The organism is Pseudomonas sp. SJZ131 (genome assembly GCF_007828705.1).
GTDB lineage: Bacteria > Pseudomonadota > Gammaproteobacteria > Pseudomonadales > Pseudomonadaceae > Aquipseudomonas > Aquipseudomonas prosekii.
Genome location: NZ_VIVC01000004.1, coordinates 207,020 through 228,265 on the forward strand (window position 1 = coordinate 207,020; position 21,246 = coordinate 228,265).

Here is a 21,246-nt window from a genome sequence, read left to right on the forward strand (position 1 = left end):
CACAACCAAGAGAACAAAAATGAGCCAGACGTCGTTCAATATTCAGCGCGCTGCGGTCATCGGCGCGGGCACCATGGGCCGTGGGATTGTCATGTGCCTGGCCAACGCCGGGGTGCCGGTGCAGTGGGTGGATAACAATCCGCAGATGCTTGAGCAGGCGTTGGCCACGGTTGCCGACACCTACGCGCACAACGTGCGTCAGGGCCGGATTGATCAGGCCGAAGCCGACGCACGCATCGCGCGAGTGACCAGCGCGGCGGATTACGCGGCGATTCGCGATGTCGATCTGGTGATCGAAGCGGTGTACGAGAATCTTGAGCTGAAGCAGAAAATCTTCCGCGAACTCGACGGCCTGCTCAAACCCGAAGCGATTCTGGCGAGCAATACCTCGGCGCTCGACATCGACGCGATTGCCGCCGCCACTCGCCGCCCGCAACAGGTGCTGGGCCTGCACTTTTTCAGCCCGGCGCACATCATGAAACTGCTTGAAGTGGTGCGCGGCGCGCAGACCGCTGCGGCGGTGCTTGAGGCCGCCCTGGACCTCGGCCAGCGCATGGGCAAAGTCAGCGTGGTGTCGGGCAATTGCCACGGTTTTATCGGCAATCGCATGCTGCATACCTACGTGCTCGAGGCGCGCAAGATGCTCCTCGAAGGCGCGTTGCCGTATCAGGTCGACGCCGCGCTGCAAGGTTTCGGTTTCGCCATGGGGCCGTTCCGCATGTACGACGTGGTCGGCATCGATCTGGAATGGCGCGCCCGCGAACTGGCCGGTAAAGGGCAGGATGCGCCTGAGGTGCAGATCGACAATCGGCTGTGTGAGCTAGGGCGTTTCGGTCAGAAGAGCGGCAACGGTTATTACCACTATGAGCCGGGCAGTCGCCAGGCTGAGCACGATGTAGAGGTCGATGCGCTGGTGCTGGAGGTCAGCGAGCGGCTGGGCTTCCAGCGCCGTGAAATCGGTCCTGAAGAGATTCTGGAGCGCTGCTTGCTGGCGCTGGTCAACGAAGGCGCGAAGATCCTCGAGGAAGGCATCGCCGGTTCGGCGCATGACATCGATCTGGTTTACATCAACGGTTATGGTTTCCCGGCTGACAAGGGCGGGCCAATGGCCTGGGCGGATCAGCAAGGGCTGGCGGAGATTCATCAGCGTTTGCTGGCGTTGGAAACGCGGCAGGGCGATCAGTGGAAACCTGCGCGGCTGATTGGCGAGTTGGCGGAGGCGGGTAAGGGGTTCGCTGACCGTTAGAATTCACTGCTGTGATCGTTCCCATGCTCGGCGTGGGAATGCAGCAAGGGACGCTCGGCGTCCCAAAGGCGAACGCAGAGCGCCCCTTGAGCCATTCCCACGCGGAGCACGGGAACGATCCTTCAGAATGAGAGCAATCAATGAATCAACGCACCGACTACCCGCACTTCCAGCCCATCACCACGCGCTGGCACGACAACGACGCCTACGGTCACGTCAATAACGTCACTTACTACAGCTTCTTCGATACGGCAGTGAACACTTACCTGATCGAAGTCGGCGGGCTGGATATCCATGACGGCGAGGTGGTCGGTTTTGTCGTGAGTTCGGCGTGCGATTACTTTGCGTCGATTGCTTTCCCGGATCGCATCGAGATCGGCCTGCGGGTCGGCAAGTTGGGCAACAGCTCGGTGCAATACGAACTGGCGGTGTTCAAGCACGGCGAGGACGAAGCCTGTGCGGCTGGGCGCTTCGTCCACGTGTTTGTTGATCGGGCATCGAATCAGCCAGTGGCGATTCCTGCCGGGCTGCGCGACGCGCTGGAACGGTTGGTAGTTTGAAACGCAAAAAAAATCGCAGCCCGAGGGCTGCGATTTTTATCTAGCGGACCGCTAAGCCTTCAGGCCTCAGCGATGACGATAGTTTTTGTGATGCTTGCGGTGGCCATAGGCATGACCCCGGCCAGGGTGGCCGTCGCGGTAGTAACGACGATCATCACGGCCACGATAGGAGCGACGGTCGTCGTCCTCATCGCTTTTGTTGCCCATGTAGTTGCCGAGCGCGCCGCCAGCACCACCGCCGGCTGCGGAGCCGATCAGGCTGCCGGTGCCGCCGCCGAGGCTGCGACCGACTACGTTGCCGCCAGCTGCGCCCAACGCACCGCCAATGGCGGCTTCGCCACGGCTGCGTTTGTCGGCGCCGACTGCGCTACCACCCGCGCCGCCCAAGGCTGCGCCGATGGTGGAACCTGTATTGCCGCCTAGTGACTGACCGACGACCGAGCCCAGAACTCCACCCAATGCGCCGCCCACACCTGCTTCGGTGGTGCCTCCGGCAGAAGCGAAGCCACTGACCAGGCCAAGGGACAACAAGAGAATCGAGGAGAACTTCATAGAGGAACCTCAAGGGGATGACGACGCGATCCTGAGGTGGTGGGTGGATTGTGACAATCAAAATCCGACGAGTAACACGACTTGTACACAATTCGGTAAGTTACTGTTTTATCTAGGGAACTTAAGTGATTTTTGCTGGTCTTTAGCTACTTCGGATAGGCCGTTTTTGCGAGAAAACGGCCTTTTTTGTGGGCGTTTGGAAAGTACCCGAAGCCTATGTTGTCCGGGCAGACGCCTTCGCGGGCAAGCCTTGCTCCTACAGATCAGAGTCGTCCGCGAATTATCCGAACGACGCGAACCCGCGGGCGCGAGGCTTGCCCGCGAAGAGCGCGGACCTGCTGACGCCCTAAGCCGACTTGGCCATGATCAAACCAGTCTCACTGGCCATTTCCAGCCGAATCGCCACAAACTTCGAAGTTGGCGTATGGCTGCCGTCCCCGGTGCTTTCCAGCGGCACCAGCGGGTTCACTTCCGGGTAATACGCCGCAGCCTGTCCCGCAGGAATATCAAATGCCAGCAGCGTAAAACCTTTCACCCGACGCTCGCGGCCATCGTCCCAGATCGACACGATGTCGGCTTTCTGCCCAGGCTTGAAGCCCAGACGAATGATGTCCGCCTCGTTCACAAACAACACATCGCGCTGACCCTTGACCCCGCGATAACGGTCATCCAGACCATAAATCGTGGTGTTGTACTGATCGTGGGAACGCATTGATTGCATGATCAAATCCGGCAATACGCCAGTCGCGCGCGTGCGTTCGTGCACCAGATCTTTGGGCAGCATGTTGGCGCGGAAGTTGGCGCGGCCCGACGGCGTGTTCCACTTGCGTGCGCCAGCGCTGTTGCCGAGGTAGAAACCGCCCGGATTTTTCACCCGCTCATTGAAGTCACGGAAGCCCGGAATGGTGTCGGCGATCAAGTCGCGGATGCGCGAGTAATCGGCCACCAGCCAGTTCCAGTCCACCGGTTTGCTGCCCAACGTTGCGGCGGCGATGCCGGCAATGATCGCTGGCTCCGAACGCATTTGGTTGGACAACCGCTGCAACTGGCCGTTGGAGGCGTGGACCATGCTGAACGAATCTTCCACGGTGACCGCTTGCGGGCCTTCGGTCTGGATATCGATGTCGGTGCGGCCCAGGCACGGCAGGATCAGCGCTTCTTTACCGTGGGCCAAATGGCTGCGGTTGAGCTTGGTGCTGATCTGCACGGTCAGGTCGCAATTGCTCAGCGCCTGGAAAGTGCGCGAGCTGTCCGGGGTCGCTTGAGCGAAGTTGCCGCCCAGGCCGATAAAGACTTTGGCGCGACCGTCGGCCATCGCGTGAATCGCCTCGACCACGTTGTGCCCGTTGTCGCGCGGCACTTTGAACTGAAAACGCCGTTCCAGCGAATCGAGGAACGCCACTGGCGGACGCTCGTTGATGCCCATCGTGCGGTCGCCCTGCACGTTGCTGTGGCCGCGCACCGGGCACAACCCGGCGCCCGGCCGGCCGATGTTGCCGCGCAGCAGCATCAGGTTGGCGATTTCCTGAATCGTCGCCACCGAATGGCGGTGCTGGGTGATGCCCATCGCCCAGCACATGATGACGTTCTTGCCTTTGGCGTACATGCGCGCCGCTTGCTCGATTTCCACCAGGGTCAGGCCGGACTGCTCGACGATCTGCTCCCACGGCGTGTCGTCGATAGTGCCCAGATATTCCAGGACGTTGGCGCTGTGTTCGTTGAGGAAGTCGTGATCGAACACCGCCGGCGTGCCAGCCTTCTGCGCATCGCGTTCCCACAACAACAGGAATTTCGCCATGCCGCGCAGCAGCGCCATGTCGCCGCCCAACGCCGGGCGGAAATACGCGGTGTTGGTGGGTTTGTCACCGTTGGTGAGCATTTCGATCGGGTGTTGCGGATGCTGGAAACGCTCGAGTCCGCGTTCTTTCAGCGGGTTCACGCACACCACCTGAGCGCCACGCTTCACCGCTTCGCGCAGCGGTTCGAGCATCCGTGGGTGGTTGGTGCCGGGGTTCTGGCCCCAGACAAAAATCGCGTCGGCGTGTTCGAAATCTTCGAACGTCACGGTGCCTTTGCCGACGCCGACACTTTGCGCCAACGCCACACCGCTGGCCTCGTGGCACATGTTCGAGCAGTCGGGGAAGTTATTGGTACCGAAGCTGCGCACGAACAATTGATACAAATACGCCGCTTCGTTGCTGGCACGGCCCGAGGTGTAGAACTCAGCCTGATTGGGGCTCGACAGACCCTGCAAATGCTTGGCGATCAAGGCAAACGCGGCTTCCCAACTGATCGGTTTGTAGCGATCGGTTTCAGCGTCGTAGCTCAATGGCTCGGTCAAACGGCCCTGATATTCGAGCCAGTAATCACTTTGATCGAGCAGCGCGCTGACGCTGTGTTTGGCGAAGAACGCGCCATCGACACGGCGTTTGGTCGCTTCCCAGTTCACCGCTTTGGCGCCGTTCTCGCAGAACGCGACCATGCCGGCTTCCTTGGAATCGCCCCAGGCACAGCCGGGGCAGTCGAAACCGCCGTTCTTGTTGGTCTTGAGCATCATGCGCAGGTTTTTCAGCGCGTTGTCGCTGGTCAACCAGGCCCGGGCAACGCTGGCCAGCGCGCCCCAACCGCCGGCCGGCCCTTTATATGGCTTGTAGCGCGGGACGGGGGTCTGATCGGCTTGATTGTGTTGGCTCACGCTTGATTCTCCATCGCTGGGCTGTAAACCCGCGGCGCACTTTTCTGCGGCAGGTGGATGAGATTGAGGTTGTGGCGGCGCGCCCATTGCACGGCGAGGCCGGTGGGCGACGACAGGCTGACGAGGGTCTGAATGCCTGCGCGCAGTACTTTCTGGATCAATTCGAGGCTGCAACGGCTGGTGACAATCGCCGCGCCGCCAGCGGTCGGGATGTTCTGGCGGATCAGGCCGCCGATCAGCTTGTCGAGCGCGTTGTGCCGGCCAATGTCTTCGCGGCCCAGCAACAATTCACCTTGGCTGTTCATGAACACCGCCGCGTGCACCGCGCCGCAATGCTGGCCCAATGGCTGGAACGCGCCGATGCGCTGGCGCAAACCGTCGAGCCATTGCGCGGGAGGCAGCGGTGCGCCGGGCAACACTTTGAGGTCCGGCAAGGCCTGCTCGACCGCTTCGACGCCGCAGAGCCCGCAACCGCTGGTGCCGGCCAGTTGCCGACGTTGTTGCTTGAGGTTCCAGAACGCGCGGTTGGCGATGGTCACTTGCGCGTATTGCGCCGAACCCGCGCCGCTGAGTTGCAGGTCATAGATGTCGCTGGCGTCTTCGATGATGCCGCTGCCCAGGCTGAAACCGACGATAAAATCTTCCAGATCCGTCGGCGTCACCAGCATCACCGCTTGGCTGATGCCGTTATAGGCGATCGCCAACGCCACTTCCTCGGCCAGCGCGGTGCTGGTCGATTCTGCGTAGGTCAGATCGCTGTAACTGTAGGTGTGGCTGGCGGCAGGCGCGGGCGTTTCGAGTGCGGGCGCCGCGCTGGTTGGGCGCTTGGCGTTCATGGGACATCACCGACGGTTTGGTCAGCTCCTAGCCTAGGCGCGTCAACTTGTCGCGTCTAATCGCTAATACTGATCCGCCGATAGATGACGTCGATCAAGACTCGCTCGGCGATTTCTGATAGATCGCAAAACACGCCTCGGCCAGTGCCGAACGTGGCGCCGCGCGGCGCATGATCAGGCCCAGCCGACCGAGGGTTTGCGCATTGTCGATCGGTTGCAGGCGCAGGTGGTCGGTGAGGTTTTCCAGGCCTCCTTCGAGCGGCATCACCGCGCAACAGAATCCGCCGTGCACCGCTTGTAACAATTGGTGCACCGCGTCGGTTTGCAGCAACGGTTGCGGCGTCAGCCCGCGACTGTGGAAGTTGTGGTCGATGGACTGGCGAAAGTGCATGCCGCTGGTGAGCATGCCCAGCGGCAGCTCGATCAGCGCTTCCCAACTCAGCGGCGCCTCGCCGAAGTCGTAAAACCGCTGATCGTAGAGCAGGCCCATGCGCGTGGTGCTGAACGCCAGCGAATCGAAGCGGTCGCCATCGAGGCGTTCGAGGTAGGACACGCCGAGGTCGAGGCGGTTGTTCGCGAGTTGCTCGAGGATTTGCTCGGAGCTCAGCGCCGAGAGTTCGAAACGCAGGTTCGGGTGTTCCTTGTGCAGGCGTTGCATCAGCGGCAACGGATCGAAACTCGACAGCGGCACCACGCCGAGGCGCAATGTCCCGACCAGATTGCCGCGACACGCCGCCGCTTCAGCCTGCAAACCGTCATACGCCGCGAGCACCGTGCGCGCCCAAGCCAACACGCGCTCGCCCGGCGCGGTGAAACCTTCGAAACGCTGGCCACGATTGACCAGCGGCAACTCAAGTTCTTCCTCAAGGCTGCGCAGGCGCATGGACAAGGTCGGCTGGGTGATGTGACACCGCGCCGCCGCTTGGCCGAAATGCCGGGTTTCGTCGAGGGCGATGAGGAATTTCAGTTGCTTGATGTCCATCTTCGCTCCAGGGCGCGGTGAGGTCGGGGATTTTAGCGCTTGCGGCGGACCGACGTCATTGGTCGGGTTGGAACCGCGCGTTGCCGGGCTGGTCTAGTCTTTTGCGTCTGGACCCTTATCCCATGGAGAGAACACGATGAGCCTTTTGAGTTTTGTGAAAGAAGCAGGCGAGAAACTGCTCGACCTGCTGACACCCGGCAACGCCAATGCCAGCGAACAATTGAAGGAGCACATCAGCAAGGTCGGTCTGGGTAATCCGAATGTGCAGGCCACTGTGGACGGCGACAAGGTCACCGTCACCGGTGAAGTCGCGTCCCAGGAAGAAAAAGAAAAGATTCTGCTGGCGGTGGGCAATATCGCCGGCGTTGGTAGTGTTGATGATCAGATCACCGTGACCGGTGCGGCAACGCTCGTAGCCGCGAAATTTGTCGTGGTCGAGAAGGGCGACACCCTCAGCGCGATTTCCCTGCGCGTTTACGGCGATGCCAACAAATACCAGAAAATCTTTAAAGCGAACGAACCGCTGCTCAAAGACCCAAACAAGATCTATCCGGGCCAGTCGTTGCGTATTCCTGAGTAACCACAAACCCGTGGCGAGGGGGCTTGCCCCCTCGCAACATTAGGCCGACGTGCTCGGCTCAGAGGCCTTCGATCAGGTCGCGATAATCGCCGACCGCCGCAAATTCGGCGGTGTCTTTCGGCCCTTTGCGGCTGTCTGGTTCGCTCACGGCCAGCAAATGCGCCACGCCAAAATCTCGCGCACTGCGCAGGATCGGCAGCGTGTCGTCGATGAACAGGCTGCGCGCCGGGTCAAAACCGATATCGGCCTGTAGCGCGTCCCAGAACTGCGGATTTTCCTTGGCGAACCCGTAATCGTGGGAGCTGATCAAACGCTCGAAATAGGGCGCCAGTTCAATCCGTTCCAGTTTCAGCGACAACGAATCGCGGTGCGCATTGGTGATCATCACCACGCGCTTGCCAGCTCGTTTGATCGCAGCCAGAAACGTGTCGGCGTCGGGACGCAAGGCAATCAGATCGGCGGTTTCCAGTTTCAGTTCGCGCACTGGAATCTTCAGCTCGGCGCTCCAGAAATCCAGGCAATACCATTGCAACTGACCGGCATTGCGCTCGAACAGCGGCTGCAACTCCATCTCCGCCATCGCCCGACTGACGCCGTGCAACTCGGCATATCGCTGCGGCAGGTGTTCCATCCAGAAATGGTTGTCGTAATGCAGGTCCAGCAGCGTGCCGTCCATGTCCAGCAGCACAGTGTCGATGTCGCGCCAGGGCAGCAGGGACATAAAAAACTTCTCCAGCGGTAAAAAAGATATCCGAGGTCAACAATCAGGATAGGCCGGGTACAGGCTGGTTTGAAAGCGTCGCGAGCGAAGAGAGTGCAAGGAAAAGACAGGCGAGGACGGGGAGTTTACGTGTTGTAAATGACCCGTCCGAGCCTGTTTTTGACGAAGCAATCTCGAGCGCAGCAGCTTTCAAACAGCCTGTATAGTAACGCGTTCACGCCAAGGAGCCGTCTATGCGCCAGAAACCCACCGTACTTGCCCGCGAGATCGTCGCCACTAGCCGTTTATTCTGCGTCGAAGAGCTGAAGCTGCGCTTTTCCAATGGCGTCGAGCGCACTTACGAGCGTCTGGTCGGCAAGGGCGCCGGGTATGGCGCGGTGATGATCGTGGCGATGCTCGATGCCGACCACGCGGTGCTGGTCGAGGAATATTGCGGCGGTACTGACGAGTACGAATTGTCGTTGCCCAAGGGCTTGATCGAGCCGGGCGAGGACGTGCTGGCAGCGGCCGAGCGCGAGCTCAAGGAAGAGGCCGGGTATGGCGCGCGGCAACTGGAACATCTGACCGAGCTGTCGTTGTCGCCCGGTTATATGAGCCAGAAGATCCAAGTGGTGCTGGCCACCGACTTGTACGAAGAAAGTCTGGAGGGCGACGAACCCGAGCCGATGGGCGTGGAGAAGATCAACTTGCGTGAATTGTCCGGTTTGGCGCAAAACCCGAAATTCACCGAGGGCCGTGCCTTGGCGGCGCTGTATCTGGCCCGTGACCTGCTGACCCAGCGCGGAGTGTTTCTGCCATGAATTTCCCGCATCCGTTGATGGCGCCAGTGATCGAATTGGCGCTGCAGGCTGGCGACGCGATCCTGCCGTTCTGGCGCACCGGCACTGCGGTGACGGCGAAGTCGGATGATTCGCCGGTCACGGCCGCCGATTTGGCGGCGCACCATTTGATTCTCGACGGGCTGACGGCGCTGGACCCGAGTATTCCGGTGTTGTCCGAAGAAGACGCCAACATCCCGCAGAGCGTGCGCGCCGGGTGGCAGCGTTGGTGGCTAGTGGATCCGCTGGACGGGACCAAGGAATTTATTGCCGGCAGCGAAGAATTCACCGTCAACATCGCGTTGATCGAGCAGGGCCGCGTGGTGTTTGGCGTGGTGTCGATGCCGACCAACGGGCGTTTCTACGTCGGTGGCGCGGGATTGGGCGCGTGGCGCGGCGACAAGGATGCGGCGCCGCTGCCGATTCACGTGCGCGACGTGCCAGCGGCGGGCGAGGCGTTTACCGTGGTTGCCAGCCGTCGGCATTCCAGCCCTGAGCAGGAGCGTTTGCTGGCCGGTTTGAGCGAAAGCCTCGGCGAATTGCGCCTGGCGAATTTCGGCAGTTCGCTGAAATTTTGCATGCTGGCCGAAGGCGCGGCGGATTGTTATCCACGTCTGGCGCCGACATCGCAGTGGGACACGGCAGCTGCGCAAGGCGTGCTCGAAGGCGCGGGCGGTGAGGTGCTGGAATTGAGCGGCGCACCGTTCAGCTATCCGGCGCGGGAATCGCTGTTGAATGAGTTTTTCCTGGCGCTGCCGGCCAAGGCTAAGTGGTGCGAAAAGTTGTTGGAGCTTGCACGCGGATAACGCCGCTACTCGAAACCCATGTGGGAGCGAGCTTGCTCGCGATGGCGGTGAGTCAGTCAACATTGATGTTGAGTGTGATGCCGCTATCGCGAGCAAGCTCGCTCCCACAGGTTTTGGGGGTCAGATCAAACTGATGCTTAGCGGTGCAGCACGTATTGCCCGCTGAACGTCACCGCCGCTTCTTCGCTTCCGGTATTCACAATCCGCGAATTCAGGGTCAATCGCGCCCGGCCATAGCGCTGATACATCGCCAGAAACTTCTTCCACGCCGCCGCGCTCGGTGCCTGGCAAATCGCAATCGCATCGCTGGTCACCGGCAACGGGTAGCTGATCTGCCCTTCCTGAATCACGATGTGGCCGTCTTCAATCCCTTCTTCGCGCAAACGCAAATGCAGCCAGCCCCAACCCGCCAGCACCGCGCCGCAGTACAGACTGCCGCCGAACATGGTGCTTTTGTGATTGACGTTGGCCTCCAGCGGCAACTGCAAACGCAGTTGCTGGTCGTGCCAGTCGAGCACTGTCAGGCCCATGTCCCGCGTCAGGGGAATGTCGTGGTGGAGGATCGATTGCAGGTGACGACTGTCGCGGCTCATGCACGGCCTCTTGTTTGCTGAAATGGGAAAAACGCTGGCTCAATCGAGCTCGTCGGTGTGGCTGTGTGCGCCGCCGTCGGCGAAGTTCAAACCGTGCTTGCGCAACTTGTCGTGCAAGGTTTTACGCGGGATGCCCAAGGCTTCGGCGAGGCTGCGTACCGAGCTGTGCGAGCGCGCGAGCTCGGCGGCGATCAGGGTTTTCTCGAAGTTCTCGACCTGCTCGCTGAGCCCGCCGCTGACCATTTCCACCGTGGTCCCGGCACCGCCCTCAAAGGCACTGTTATCCAGCGCCAATTCCAGACCGAGGGCGAACCGTTCAGCGGCGTTTTGCAGTTCGCGGACGTTGCCCGGCCAGTTGTGGCGCAGCAACAACGCGCGTTGCCCCGGTTGCAGCTCATGCGGCGGCAAACCGTGGCGGGCGCTGGCCTCGTCGGCGAAATGCTGGAACAGCATCAGCGCATCTTCGCCACGTTCGCGCAGCGGCGGAATGCGCAGCGGCGCGACGTTCAAGCGGTAATACAAGTCGGCGCGAAAACGCCCTTGATCGGCAGCCTGGCGCAAGTCCTCCTTGGTCGCGGCGATCACGCGGATGTCCAGCGGAATCAGCTGATTGCCGCCCAAGCGCTCGACCACCCGTTCCTGCAACATGCGCAGCAATTTGACCTGCACGTCGAGGCTCATGCTTTCGATTTCATCGAGGAACAGCGTGCCGCCATTGGCGAATTCGAACTTGCCGATACGGCGTTTTTGCGCGCCGGTAAACGCGCCGGGTTCGTGACCGAACAGCTCGCTCTCGACCACCGATTCGGCCAGCGCGCCGGCATTGATCGCGACAAACGGACCGTTACGCCGGCTCGACAAATCGTGCAGCGCCCGCGCTACGACTTCTTTGCCGGCGCCGGTTTCGCCGAGGATCAGCACGTCAGCCTTGGTCGCCGCAAGCGCGCCGATCTGCTCGCGCAAACGCAGCATTTGCGCCGATTGCCCGACCAGTCGGGTGCTCAGTTCATTGCGGTCGCTGAGGGCCAGGCGCAGGCTGCGGTTGTCCAGCACCAAGCGGCGCAAGTCGAGGGCGCGGCGCACGCTGTCGAGCAGGGCGTCGCTGGCGAAGGGTTTTTCGAGGAAGTCATACGCGCCGGCGCGCATCGCCTGCACCGCCAGCGGCACATCGCCGTGGCCGGTGATCAGCAGCACCGGCAGCTCCGGGTCCTGGGCGTGCAGCTCGGTCAGCAATTCGAGGCCGTCCATGCCCGGCATGCGGATGTCGCTGACCACCACGCCCGGCCAGTCGCGCTCCAGTTGCGCGGCCAGGCCCTTGGCTTCGGCCAGCGGCAGAATCTTCAGGCCGGCGAGGTCCAGCGTCTGGCTCAGGGCTTGGCGCAGGTGCGGATCGTCGTCGATCAACACCACCTGAATGCGGTTATCGATGGTCATGCACTTCGGTCCTCGGACGGTTGCAGGCTCACGCCGGGTGCGCCTGCGCGCAGCTTCAGGGTAATCAGGGCGCCGCCCTCCTTGTGGTTGGCGAACGACAGTTCACCGCCGAAGGCGCGCATCAGGGTTTCGCAAATCGCCAGGCCCAGCCCGAGGCCCTGAGTGCGGGTTTTGGTCGTGTAAAAAGGCTCGCTCGCGCGGCCGAGGGCTTCCATGCAAAACCCCGGGCCGTTGTCGCGAATGTACAGGTTGACGCCGTCGCTGGTGGATTGGGCACTCAGCCAGAGTTTGCGCGGCGGGCCTTTTTCGGTGAGGGCATCGAGGGCGTTGGCCAGCAGGTTGCCGAGCACTTGGCGCAAACGGGTTTCGCCAGCCTCGACCCACAACGTCGCCGCCGGCAGATCGCGGATCAACTCGACTTCCATGCTGCGTCGGCGCTTGGCCAGCAGCGCCAGCGCATCGTCGAGCGCCGGTTGCAGGGCAACGCTTTCCGGGGCGTGGCGGTCGCGGCGGGCGAAGGCGCGCAAGTGGGCGATGATCGAGGCCATGCGCCCGGTCAGTTCACTGATCAGTTTGAGGTTGCCGCGCGCATCGTCGGTGCGCTGATGATCGAGCAACACCTCGGCGTTTTCCGCGTAGCTGCGAATCGCCGCCAGCGGCTGATTGAGCTCGTGGCTGATGCTCGCCGACATCGTCCCCAGCGCCGACAGTTTGCCGGCCTGAACCAGATCATCCTGCGCGCGGACCAGTTCCTGTTGCGCCTGTTCGCGCTCCAATACTTCCTGTTTCAAGCGGCGGTTGAGGCCTTCGAGGTCGCTGGTGCGCTCGGCGACCCGACCTTCGAGCTCGCGGCGGGCCTTGGCTTCGAACGCGATGCGCTCCAGGTAATGCCGACGGCGCTGCATCATCAGACCGAGCAGCAACATCAGCACCAGTAACGTCGCGCCGCCGATCGCGACGACGGTGCGCACCGGGCGGTCAATCAAGGTGCGCGGCGCGAGAATGCTGACGTTCCAGCCGGTTTCTTCAATCTGTTGCGTCTGCGTCAGCCAGGCGTTGGGGTTGAGCCGCAGCGGCCGTGGATCGCGCGTCGGGTACGGCTGAATCGCGCTGATGGCTTTGTTCTCTGCCTCGTTCAAGGTGCGCGTCGAACGAAAGCGCCACTCCGGCCGCGAGGTGAGAATGACCACGCCGTTGTGATCGGTCAGCAGCAGTTGTTCCGGGGTTTTGCCCCACAGGCTTTCGGTGTGGTCGAGGTCAACCTTGACCACCAGCACGCCGATGATTTTTTCGCCCTCGCGCACCGCAGCGGCGAAGAAGTAACCGCGTTTGGCCGAGGTCGTGCCCAGCCCGAAGAAGCGTCCGAGGCGCCCGGCCATGGCTTCGCTGAAGTACGGCCGGAAGGAGAAATTGCGCCCGACAAAACTGTCGTGTTTGTCCCAATTCGACGCCGCGAGCGTCTTGCCGCTGGTGTCCATCAGGTACATGACTTCGGCGCCGGACTGCGCGCTGATGTTTTTCAGCAAACGGTTGGCGTTGCCTTGGGTGACGCCATCGTCGGGCGCGCCGAGCACCGCGCGCAGCGCCGGCAGGTCGCCGAGAATCTGCGGCAGCACTTCATAGCGATGCAGCGTGCCCAGCAGGTTGGCGACGTAGAGGTCGAGGGTCTGACGATTCTGCCCGGCCAGTTCGCTGCGGTAATAACGCTCGGCCAGATGCTGCAGCGGCCACAGCAAAGGTGCCAGGCACAGCGCCAGCAGGGCCAGACTGCGCCAGCGAGGTCTGCGGGGGAGGGTCGGAGTCATGAGCATCGAGCGCCTGGGGGGACAGGCGCATTATGCCTAGGGTTGCTCGGCAAGACACTCGCGCAGCGCGGTTTGCCAATCCGCCTGGCTGACGCCCCACTCGCGTTGCAGCCGCGAGCAGTCGAGCCGCGAGTTCAACGGGCGCGCGGCCGGCGTCGGGTAAGCGCTGGACGGAATCGGCAGCAGGTTCGCGCACGGCTTGCCTTGTTCGCGCAGCGCTGCGCCGATGGCCTGGGCGAAACCGAACCACGAGGTTTCACCCTGCGCAGTCAGGTGATAAGTGCCCCACGCTCCGGCATTCCCGGCCTGCCAACGCTCGATCAGCGCCAGCGTGCTGCGGGCAATCGTGCCGGCCCAGGTCGGCGCGCCGATCTGATCGGCGACGATGCGCATTTCCGGTTTTTCCTGGAGCAAGCGCTGCATGGTCAACAGAAAATTGCGCCCGTGGGTCGAGTAGACCCAACTGGTGCGCAGGATCAAATGCTGGCCCTGCACCGCGCTGATCGCCTGTTCGCCCGCCAGTTTGCTTTTGCCGTAGACGCCGAGCGGATTGGGCGCGTCGTCCTCGGTGTAGGGCGCGGGTTTGCTGCCATCGAACACGTAATCGGTGGAGTAGTGAATCAACGGGACGCCCAGCTCAAGCGCTTGTTCGGCGAGAATCCCCGGCGCGCGGGCATTGATCGCAAACGCCAGTTGCGGCTCACTTTCCGCTTGGTCGACGGCTGTGTGTGCGGCGGCGTTGATGATCAGGTCTGGGCGAATGCTTTGTACTTGTTGGCGGATCTGTTCGGGTTGCGCAAGGTCGAGCTGTTCGCGACCGAGCACGACCAGCTCGCCGAGGTGGCTCAAACGCCGCTGCAGTGCTTGCGAGACTTGCCCGTGCTGGCCGTTGATGAGGATTTTCATGGGAACAGATCAGCCTCAACCAGACTTTTGCCGTTCTGATCCTTGGCCGACAGTTGCGGCGCGGCGTGCAGTTGCCAGTCGATGGCCAAGGTTGGGTCGTCCCAGCGAATGCAGCGCTCAGCGGACGGCGTGTAGTAATCGGTGGTTTTGTAGAGGAATTCGGCGACGTCGCTGAGCACCACAAAACCGTGGGCAAACCCTTCAGGCACCCACAGTTGCCGGTGATTATCGGCAGATAGACGCACCGCCACCCACTGGCCGAAATGTGCCGAGCTGCGGCGAATGTCCACCGCCACGTCGAGCACTTCACCGGCAGTGACGCGCACCAGTTTTCCCTGAACGTTTTCCAACTGATAGTGCAAGCCGCGCAGCACGCCGCGCTGCGAGCGCGAATGGTTGTCCTGAACGAACTGCGTGTCGAGGCCGGTGGCTTCGGCGAAGGCTTTGGCGTTGAAGCTTTCGTAGAAGAAACCACGCTCGTCACCGAAGACTTTCGGTTCGATGATCAGCACGCCGGGCAGAGCGGTTTCAATCACGTTCATTGCGCTTCTCCGGCGAGCATGAACAGGTATTGGCCATAACCGGTCTTGCCGAAATAAGCCGCGCGTTCGAGCAACAGTTCGCGGCTGATCCAGCCATTCTCGTAGGCGATTTCTTCGAGGCAGGCGACTTTCAGACCTTGGCGGTGTTCGATGGTCTGCACGTACTGCGACGCTTCGAGCAGGCTGTCGTGGGTGCCGGTGTCGAGCCAGGCAAAACCACGGCCGAAACGCTCGACCTGCAAGTCGCCGCGCGTCAGGTAGGCGTTGTTGACGTCGGTGATTTCCAGTTCGCCGCGCGATGACGGCTTCACTGCTTTGGCGATCTTGATCACGTCGTTGTCGTAGAAATACAGGCCAGTCACGGCATAGCTGGATTTCGGGACTTTCGGTTTTTCTTCAATCGACAGCGCGCGTCCTTCGCTGTCGAAATCAATCACGCCGAAGCGCTCCGGATCCTTGACCCAATAGCCGAACACCGTGGCGCCGGAAGGGCGTTTTGCGGCGTTCTTCAATTGGTCGCCAAAGTGCTGGCCGTGAAAGATGTTGTCGCCGAGGATCAGGCACACCGGGTCGTCGCCGATAAATTCTTCACCGATCAGAAAGGCCTGCGCCAAGCCGTCCGGCGAGGGCTGCTCGGCGTAGCTGAAGTTCACCCCGAACTGGCTGCCGTCGCCCAACAGGTTGCGATATTGCGGCAGGTCCTGCGGCGTCGAAATCAGCAAAATGTCCTTGATGCCCGCCAGCATCAGCACCGAGATCGGGTAATAGATCATCGGTTTGTCGTACACCGGCAGCAGCTGTTTGGACACGCCCAACGTGATCGGGTGCAGGCGCGTGCCCGAGCCGCCGGCCAAAACAATACCTTTCATCATGCGAGCAATTCCTTGATGTCGAGGGCGCCCAGGCGTTGGCCCTGATAGCTGCCATCCTGCACGCGGCGGCACCATTCAAGATTATCCAGGTACCACTGCACAGTTTTGCGCAGGCCGGTTTCGAAGGTTTCTTCCGGTACCCAGCCGAGCTCGCGTTCAATTTTGCTGGCGTCGATTGCGTAACGCAGGTCGTGGCCAGGGCGGTCCTGAACAAACGTGATCAGGTCGGCAAACTGCGCAACGCCTTCAGGTTTGTTCGGTGCCAATTCTTCGAGCAGCGCACAGATCCCGCGCACCACGTCGATGTTCTTCTGCTCGTTGTGGCCGCCAATGTTGTAGGTCTCGCCGACCACGCCTTCGGTCACCACTTTGAGCAGCGCGCGGGCGTGATCTTCGACAAACAGCCAGTCGCGCACTTGCAGGCCGTTGCCGTACACCGGCAGCGGCTTGCCCGCCAGCGCATTGAGGATCACCAGCGGAATGAGTTTTTCCGGGAAGTGGAACGGCCCGTAATTGTTCGAGCAATTGGTCAGCAACACGGGCAACCCGTAGGTGCGCTGCCAGGCGCGAACCAAGTGGTCGGACGCGGCTTTGCTGGCGGAGTACGGCGAGCTTGGCGCGTAGGGCGTGGTTTCGGTGAACAGGTCATCGACGCCGTGCAGGTCGCCGTACACCTCGTCGGTGGAAATGTGATGGAAGCGGAAGGCGCTTTTCTCGGCTTCGTCCAGGGTCAGCCAGTAGGCGCGAGTGGCCTCGAGCAGGCTGTAGGTGCCGACAATATTGGTCTGGATGAAATCCGACGGACCGTCGATGGAACGGTCGACGTGGGATTCTGCCGCCAGGTGCATGATCGCGTGTGGCTGAAAGCGTGCCAGCACCGCGCTGACGGCGGCCTGATCGACGATGTCGGCCTGGACGAATTCGTAGCGGGTATCGGTGGCAATGCTGGTCAGCGATTCGAGATTGCCGGCGTAGGTCAGCTTGTCGAGGTTAAGCACTTCGTGCTCGGTGTGCCGAATCAGGTGGCGGATCAGGGCCGAGCCAATGAAACCGGCACCGCCGGTGATGAGAATACGCATGTTGGCCAACCTTTTTCCGTAAGACGATAAAACGAATGAGCATAGCTTGTCGGCAGGAGCGGGGTGGTGCAAGAGGGTTGTTGGTCGTATTTGGCTTTTGCCGCCGCAGCAGGGGTTGATTATCCCCCGAGGCAATGGCGATATAGGCGCCAAATCACATTTCAGGGGTCGTTGTATGCCGCTCGCCACGTTGATTCACCGCGCCAGTTTGCCCAGCCCGCAAGTGTCTGCGGCGCAGGCGCTGGCGCTGCTGCAGCGGCATTACGACTTGAGCGGGACGCTGCGGGCGTTGGGCAGTCAGCAGGACCTGAACTACCGCGTCGACACTGAGCGCGGGCGATTTGTCCTGAAAATCTGTCGGGGCGATTACGCGAAGATCGAATTGCAGGCGCAACACGCCGGGCTCAAACATCTGGCCGAGCATTCGCAGGTGCCGGTGCCACGGGTAATCACGGCCAATGGCGGCGAGGAGATTCTTTCGCTGGATGTCGATGGGCAGCCGCTGCATGTGCGGTTGCTCGACTACATCGAAGGCCAGCCGTTGACGCAACTTGCGCACCTGCCGGGTTCGGTGGTCAGTGGTTTCGGGCGGCTGTGCGCGGACATGGACCTGGCGCTGGCGACGTTCGAGCACGCCGGGCTTGAGCGCACGCTGCAATGGGACGCGCGCCACGCCCACGCGCTGATCGCGCATTTGCTGTCGGTGATCGTTGATGAGGCGCAGCGCACGTTAGTCGCCGAGGCTGCCGCACACGCCGAGCAACGCCTGCTGCCACTGATCGACAAACTGCCGGTGCAGGCGATTCACATGGACATCACCGACGATAACGTCGTGTGGCAACGCGATGCGCAACGGCAGTGGCAGTTGCAGGGTGTGATCGATTTCGGCGACCTGATTCGCACTTGGCGCATCACCGATTTGTCGGTGACCTGCGCGGCGTTGCTGCATCACGCCGAGGGCGATCCGTTTTACATTTTGCCGGCGGTGCAGGCGTATCACGCGAGCAATCCGTTGCAGCCTGAAGAGCTGCAAGCGCTGTGGCCGTTGATCGTCGCGCGGGCGGCGGTGCTGGTGCTCAGTGGCGAGCAGCAGGTCAGCATCGACCCGGGCAATCAATACAGTTGCGACAACTTGAGCCACGAATGGGAGATTTTCCGCGTCGCCACTTCGGCGCCGCTGGAGCTGATGGAAGCAGCGATTTTGACGGCGGTCGGCCAGTCTTTGCCGAGCCTGAACCATGAAGGTTTTGCGCCGTTATTGCCGAGTCTGGTCGGGCGCGAATTTGCCTTGATCGACCTCGGCGTCCTCAGCGCTCATTTCGAGGCTGGGAATTGGCAGCAGGCAGGTATCGATCAGCGTTTGCTCGACGAAGCGGCGGCGGTGCATGGCTTGGCAGCGAGTCGTTATGGCCAATATCGTTTGTCGCGCACCGAGCCGGACAGCGCCGCTGAACCGGATACCTGCCCGTTGCACGTCGAATTGCGCGTGCCCCACGGCACAGCGGTCGCCGCGCCGTTTGCCGGGGTTGTGCAGCAGCCGTTTGCGGGCGTGTTGCAGCTTGATGGCGAGCAGTTGAGCGTGCGTTTGTGGGGGGTAAATTGTTCGCTGCTCGGTGGCACCGAAGTGGTCAAAGGTCAGGTGCTGGGCGCAGTCAACGGTCCGCTGCTGGTGCAGTTGTGCCGTGGCCGTTCTTTCGAAGCGCCGCTGTTTTGCTCGCCGTCGCGCGCGTTGGCCTGGCAAGCGCTGTGCCCGTCCCCGGCGGCGCTGCTCGGCCTGGCGTGTGATGCCGAACCGGAGCTGGATTCGCAGACCTTGCTCGCGCGCCGCGACGCCAGTTTCGCCCGCACGCAAAAACACTATTACGCCGACCCGCCACGCATCGAGCGCGGCTGGCGCAATCACCTGATCGACATGCAGGGCCGCTCCTACCTCGACATGCTCAACAACGTCGCGGTGCTCGGCCACGGGCATCCGCGCATGGCCGCCGTCGCCAGCCGTCAGTGGTCGCTGCTCAACACCAATTCGCGCTTCAACTATGCGGCGGTCGCGGAGTTTTCCGAACGGCTGTTGAAGTTGTCGCCGGACGGCATGGATCGGGTGTTTCTGGTCAACAGCGGCAGCGAGGCCAATGACTTGGCGATCCGCTTGGCGTGGGCTTACAGCGGCGGTCGCGACATGCTCAGCGTGCTGGAGGCCTATCACGGCTGGACGGTGGGCGCGGACGCGGTGTCGACGTCGATTGCCGACAACCCGCAAGCTCTGAGCAGCCGCCCGGACTGGGTGCACCCGGTGGTGGCGCCAAACACCTATCGCGGCGAATTTCGCGGCGCGCAAAGCACGGCCGATTACGTGCGCAGCGTCGAGCACAACCTGGCGAAAATCGCCGAGCAGAATCGGCAGTTGGCCGGGTTTATCTGCGAACCGGTGTACGGCAACGCCGGCGGCATTTCGTTGCCGCCCGGTTATCTGCAACAGGTGTACGCGCTGGTCCGCGCGCGCGGCGGCGTGTGCATTGCCGATGAAGTGCAGGTCGGTTACGGGCGCATGGGCGATTTTTTCTGGGGTTTCGAGCAGCAAGGCGTGGTCCCGGACATCATCACCATGGCCAAAGGCATGGGCAACGGTCAGCCATTGGGCGCGGTGATCACTCGCCGGGAAATCGCCGAAGCGCTGGAGGCCGAGGGTTACTTTTTCTCCTCGGCGGGCGGCAGTCCGGTCAGTTGCCAGATCGGCATGGCGGTGCTCGATGTGATGGAAGAAGAAAAACTCTGGGAAAACGCGCAGATCGTCGGTGGCCATTTCAAGCAGCGGCTCGAAGCGCTGATCGACATTCATCCGCTGGTCGGCGCGGTGCACGGTTCGGGTTTTTACCTCGGCGTCGAGTTGATCCGCGACCGGCAAACGCTGGAACCGGCGACCGAAGAAACCACGGCGCTGTGTGAGCGCTTGCGTGAATTGGGGATTTTCATGCAGCCGACCGGGGATTACCTAAACGTGCTGAAAATCAAACCACCCATGGTCACCTCGCGCCGCAGCGTGGATTTTTTTGTCGACATGCTCTCGAAGGTGCTCGCTGAAGGTTTATGAAACACCCCTATCCCTTGTAGGAGTGAGCCTGCTCGCGATCGCGATCTTCCATTCATCATTTATGGTGGCTGGACTGGCGTGATCGCGAGCAGGCTCACTCCTACAGGGGGGGAGGGTGTTAATTCGATTGTTATCGGTGTTTTCTGCTTGTTTTTAGACGGAAGGGCTTAATTCGACTTTTAAAGCCGATATTTATCGGCTATAAAGTCGCCACTTGCCTCCCTATAAAAATGATTCAGGAGATGATTCATGAGCCGTATCGTTACCGTCGCCGCCACCCAGATAGCTTGTTCGTGGGACCTTGAAGCCAACATCGAGACCGCGGAAAAACTGGTCCGTGAGGCGGCGGCCCAAGGTGCGCAAATCATTCTCCTGCAGGAATTGTTCGAGGCGCCGTACTTCTGCCAGAAGCCGAATGCGGATTACCTGCAATTGGCGACCACGGTTGAAGACAATGTTGCGATCAAGCATTTCCAGAAAATCGCCAAGGAACTGCAAGTGGTGTTGCCGATCAGTTTTTATGAACTGGCGGGTCGCGCGCGGTTCAATAGCATCGCGATCATCGATGCCGACGGCAGCAACCTCGGGATTTATCGGAAAAGCCACATCCCGGACGGCCCTGGCTATCACGAAAAGTATTACTTCAACCCCGGCGACACCGGTTTCAAAGTCTGGAATACCCGTTACGCGAAAATCGGCGTGGGCATCTGCTGGGACCAGTGGTTCCCGGAATGCGCGCGCAGCATGGCGTTGCTCGGCGCGGAAATTCTGTTCTACCCGACCGCGATCGGCAGCGAGCCGCACGACAAAACCATCTCGTCCCGCGACCATTGGCAGCGCGTGCAACAGGGCCATGCCGGCGCGAATTTGATGCCGCTGATTGCCAGCAACCGCATCGGCAACGAAGAGCAGGACGGCTACGACATTACGTTTTATGGTTCTTCGTTCATCGCCAACCAGTTCGGCGAAAAGGTGCAGGAACTCGATAAAACTGAAGAAGGCGTGCTGGTCCAGCGCTTTGACCTCGACGAACTTGAGCACATCCGCAGCGCGTGGGGCTCATTCCGCGATCGTCGCCCGAACCTATACACTGCGCTGAAAACCCTCGACGGTTCCCTGGAGTCCTGATTC

General features: G+C 61.4%; 19 protein-coding genes. 7 read left to right on the plus strand and 12 right to left on the minus strand.

What is annotated here, in order from left to right; translation table 11 throughout:
- Positions 1–19 precede the first annotated feature (19 nt).
- Together FBY12_RS18865 and FBY12_RS18870 are read left to right on the plus strand one after the other, a co-directional pair.
- Positions 20–1,246 (plus strand): 3-hydroxyacyl-CoA dehydrogenase, encoded by a 1,227-nt coding sequence (locus FBY12_RS18865; protein WP_145254875.1) that lies wholly within the window; start codon positions 20–22, stop codon positions 1,244–1,246.
- Between the two features lie 140 nt (positions 1,247–1,386).
- Positions 1,387–1,806 carry a thioesterase family protein gene (locus FBY12_RS18870; RefSeq protein WP_101209297.1) on the plus strand — a complete coding sequence of 140 codons (420 nt, stop codon included), beginning with the start codon at positions 1,387–1,389 and terminating at the stop codon, positions 1,804–1,806.
- Between the two features lie 66 nt (positions 1,807–1,872).
- Here the strand turns inward: FBY12_RS18870 and FBY12_RS18875 are convergent, their stop codons facing one another.
- The 4 genes from FBY12_RS18875 to FBY12_RS18890 all read right to left on the minus strand — a co-directional run bounded on the left by FBY12_RS18875 (position 1,873) and on the right by FBY12_RS18890 (position 6,871).
- Positions 1,873–2,358 (minus strand): glycine zipper domain-containing protein, encoded by a 486-nt coding sequence (locus FBY12_RS18875; protein ID WP_092274912.1) that lies wholly within the window; start codon positions 2,356–2,358, stop codon positions 1,873–1,875.
- A 346-nt stretch (positions 2,359–2,704) separates the two neighbouring features.
- Positions 2,705–5,053, minus strand: a complete 2,349-nt coding sequence (locus FBY12_RS18880; protein WP_145254878.1) for an FdhF/YdeP family oxidoreductase — start codon at positions 5,051–5,053, stop codon at positions 2,705–2,707.
- The gene (gene fdhD, locus FBY12_RS18885; protein WP_145254883.1) at positions 5,050–5,889 is read right to left on the minus strand and encodes a formate dehydrogenase accessory sulfurtransferase FdhD; all 840 of its coding nucleotides are present in this window, start codon (positions 5,887–5,889) and stop codon (positions 5,050–5,052) included. Before fdhD ends, FBY12_RS18880 begins: the two co-directional genes overlap by 4 nt.
- 94 nt (positions 5,890–5,983) lie before the next feature.
- A complete protein-coding gene (locus tag FBY12_RS18890) occupies positions 5,984–6,871 on the minus strand; it encodes a LysR family transcriptional regulator (RefSeq protein WP_145254886.1) in 888 nt (295 codons plus the stop codon).
- A 136-nt stretch (positions 6,872–7,007) separates the two neighbouring features.
- Between FBY12_RS18890 and lysM the strand changes: the two genes are divergently transcribed.
- The gene (lysM, locus tag FBY12_RS18895) at positions 7,008–7,451 is read left to right on the plus strand and encodes a peptidoglycan-binding protein LysM (protein ID WP_145254889.1); all 444 of its coding nucleotides are present in this window, start codon (positions 7,008–7,010) and stop codon (positions 7,449–7,451) included.
- A 58-nt stretch (positions 7,452–7,509) separates the two neighbouring features.
- Here lysM and yrfG read toward each other — a convergent pair whose 3' ends face one another.
- Complete coding sequence (yrfG, locus tag FBY12_RS18900; RefSeq protein WP_092274894.1) at positions 7,510–8,172, minus strand: GMP/IMP nucleotidase; 663 nt, start codon at positions 8,170–8,172, stop codon at positions 7,510–7,512.
- A gap of 233 nt (positions 8,173–8,405) precedes the next feature.
- Between yrfG and nudE the strand changes: the two genes are divergently transcribed.
- Both nudE and cysQ read left to right on the plus strand, forming a co-directional pair.
- Positions 8,406–8,972, plus strand: coding sequence for an ADP compounds hydrolase NudE (gene nudE / locus FBY12_RS18905; RefSeq protein ID WP_092274891.1), 567 nt, complete (start codon positions 8,406–8,408; stop codon positions 8,970–8,972).
- Positions 8,969–9,796: a 3'(2'),5'-bisphosphate nucleotidase CysQ gene (gene cysQ, locus FBY12_RS18910; protein ID WP_145254892.1), complete on the plus strand. Its 828-nt coding sequence runs from the start codon at positions 8,969–8,971 to the stop codon at positions 9,794–9,796. The genes nudE and cysQ overlap by 4 nt, the downstream gene beginning before the upstream one ends.
- Positions 9,797–9,933: 137 nt before the next feature.
- Here cysQ and FBY12_RS18915 read toward each other — a convergent pair whose 3' ends face one another.
- The 7 genes from FBY12_RS18915 to rfbB are packed head-to-tail and all read right to left on the minus strand — an operon-like array spanning position 9,934 to position 17,027.
- Positions 9,934–10,389: a YiiD C-terminal domain-containing protein gene (locus FBY12_RS18915; protein WP_145254895.1), complete on the minus strand. Its 456-nt coding sequence runs from the start codon at positions 10,387–10,389 to the stop codon at positions 9,934–9,936.
- 39 nt (positions 10,390–10,428) lie between these two features.
- Positions 10,429–11,823: a sigma-54 dependent transcriptional regulator gene (locus FBY12_RS18920; protein WP_121731666.1), complete on the minus strand. Its 1,395-nt coding sequence runs from the start codon at positions 11,821–11,823 to the stop codon at positions 10,429–10,431.
- Positions 11,820–13,628 carry an ATP-binding protein gene (locus FBY12_RS18925; protein ID WP_121731665.1) on the minus strand — a complete coding sequence of 603 codons (1,809 nt, stop codon included), beginning with the start codon at positions 13,626–13,628 and terminating at the stop codon, positions 11,820–11,822. Before FBY12_RS18925 ends, FBY12_RS18920 begins: the two co-directional genes overlap by 4 nt.
- A gap of 36 nt (positions 13,629–13,664) precedes the next feature.
- On the minus strand, positions 13,665–14,534 hold the full coding sequence (gene rfbD, locus FBY12_RS18930) for a dTDP-4-dehydrorhamnose reductase (protein WP_145254898.1): 870 nt from the start codon (positions 14,532–14,534) through the stop codon (positions 13,665–13,667).
- Positions 14,531–15,076 (minus strand): dTDP-4-dehydrorhamnose 3,5-epimerase, encoded by a 546-nt coding sequence (rfbC, locus tag FBY12_RS18935; RefSeq protein ID WP_145254900.1) that lies wholly within the window; start codon positions 15,074–15,076, stop codon positions 14,531–14,533. Before rfbC ends, rfbD begins: the two co-directional genes overlap by 4 nt.
- Positions 15,073–15,948 (minus strand): glucose-1-phosphate thymidylyltransferase RfbA, encoded by an 876-nt coding sequence (rfbA, locus tag FBY12_RS18940; RefSeq protein ID WP_145254903.1) that lies wholly within the window; start codon positions 15,946–15,948, stop codon positions 15,073–15,075. The genes rfbC and rfbA overlap by 4 nt, the downstream gene beginning before the upstream one ends.
- A complete protein-coding gene (gene rfbB / locus FBY12_RS18945; RefSeq protein WP_145254906.1) occupies positions 15,945–17,027 on the minus strand; it encodes a dTDP-glucose 4,6-dehydratase in 1,083 nt (360 codons plus the stop codon). Before rfbB ends, rfbA begins: the two co-directional genes overlap by 4 nt.
- A 175-nt stretch (positions 17,028–17,202) precedes the next feature.
- Here rfbB and FBY12_RS18950 point away from each other — a divergent pair, with 175 nt between their 5' ends.
- A complete protein-coding gene (locus FBY12_RS18950) occupies positions 17,203–20,115 on the plus strand; it encodes an aminotransferase (RefSeq protein WP_145254910.1) in 2,913 nt (970 codons plus the stop codon).
- A 249-nt stretch (positions 20,116–20,364) separates the two neighbouring features.
- Positions 20,365–21,243, plus strand: coding sequence for an N-carbamoylputrescine amidase (aguB, locus tag FBY12_RS18955; RefSeq protein ID WP_145254913.1), 879 nt, complete (start codon positions 20,365–20,367; stop codon positions 21,241–21,243).
- Positions 21,244–21,246: the final 3 nt, after the last annotated feature.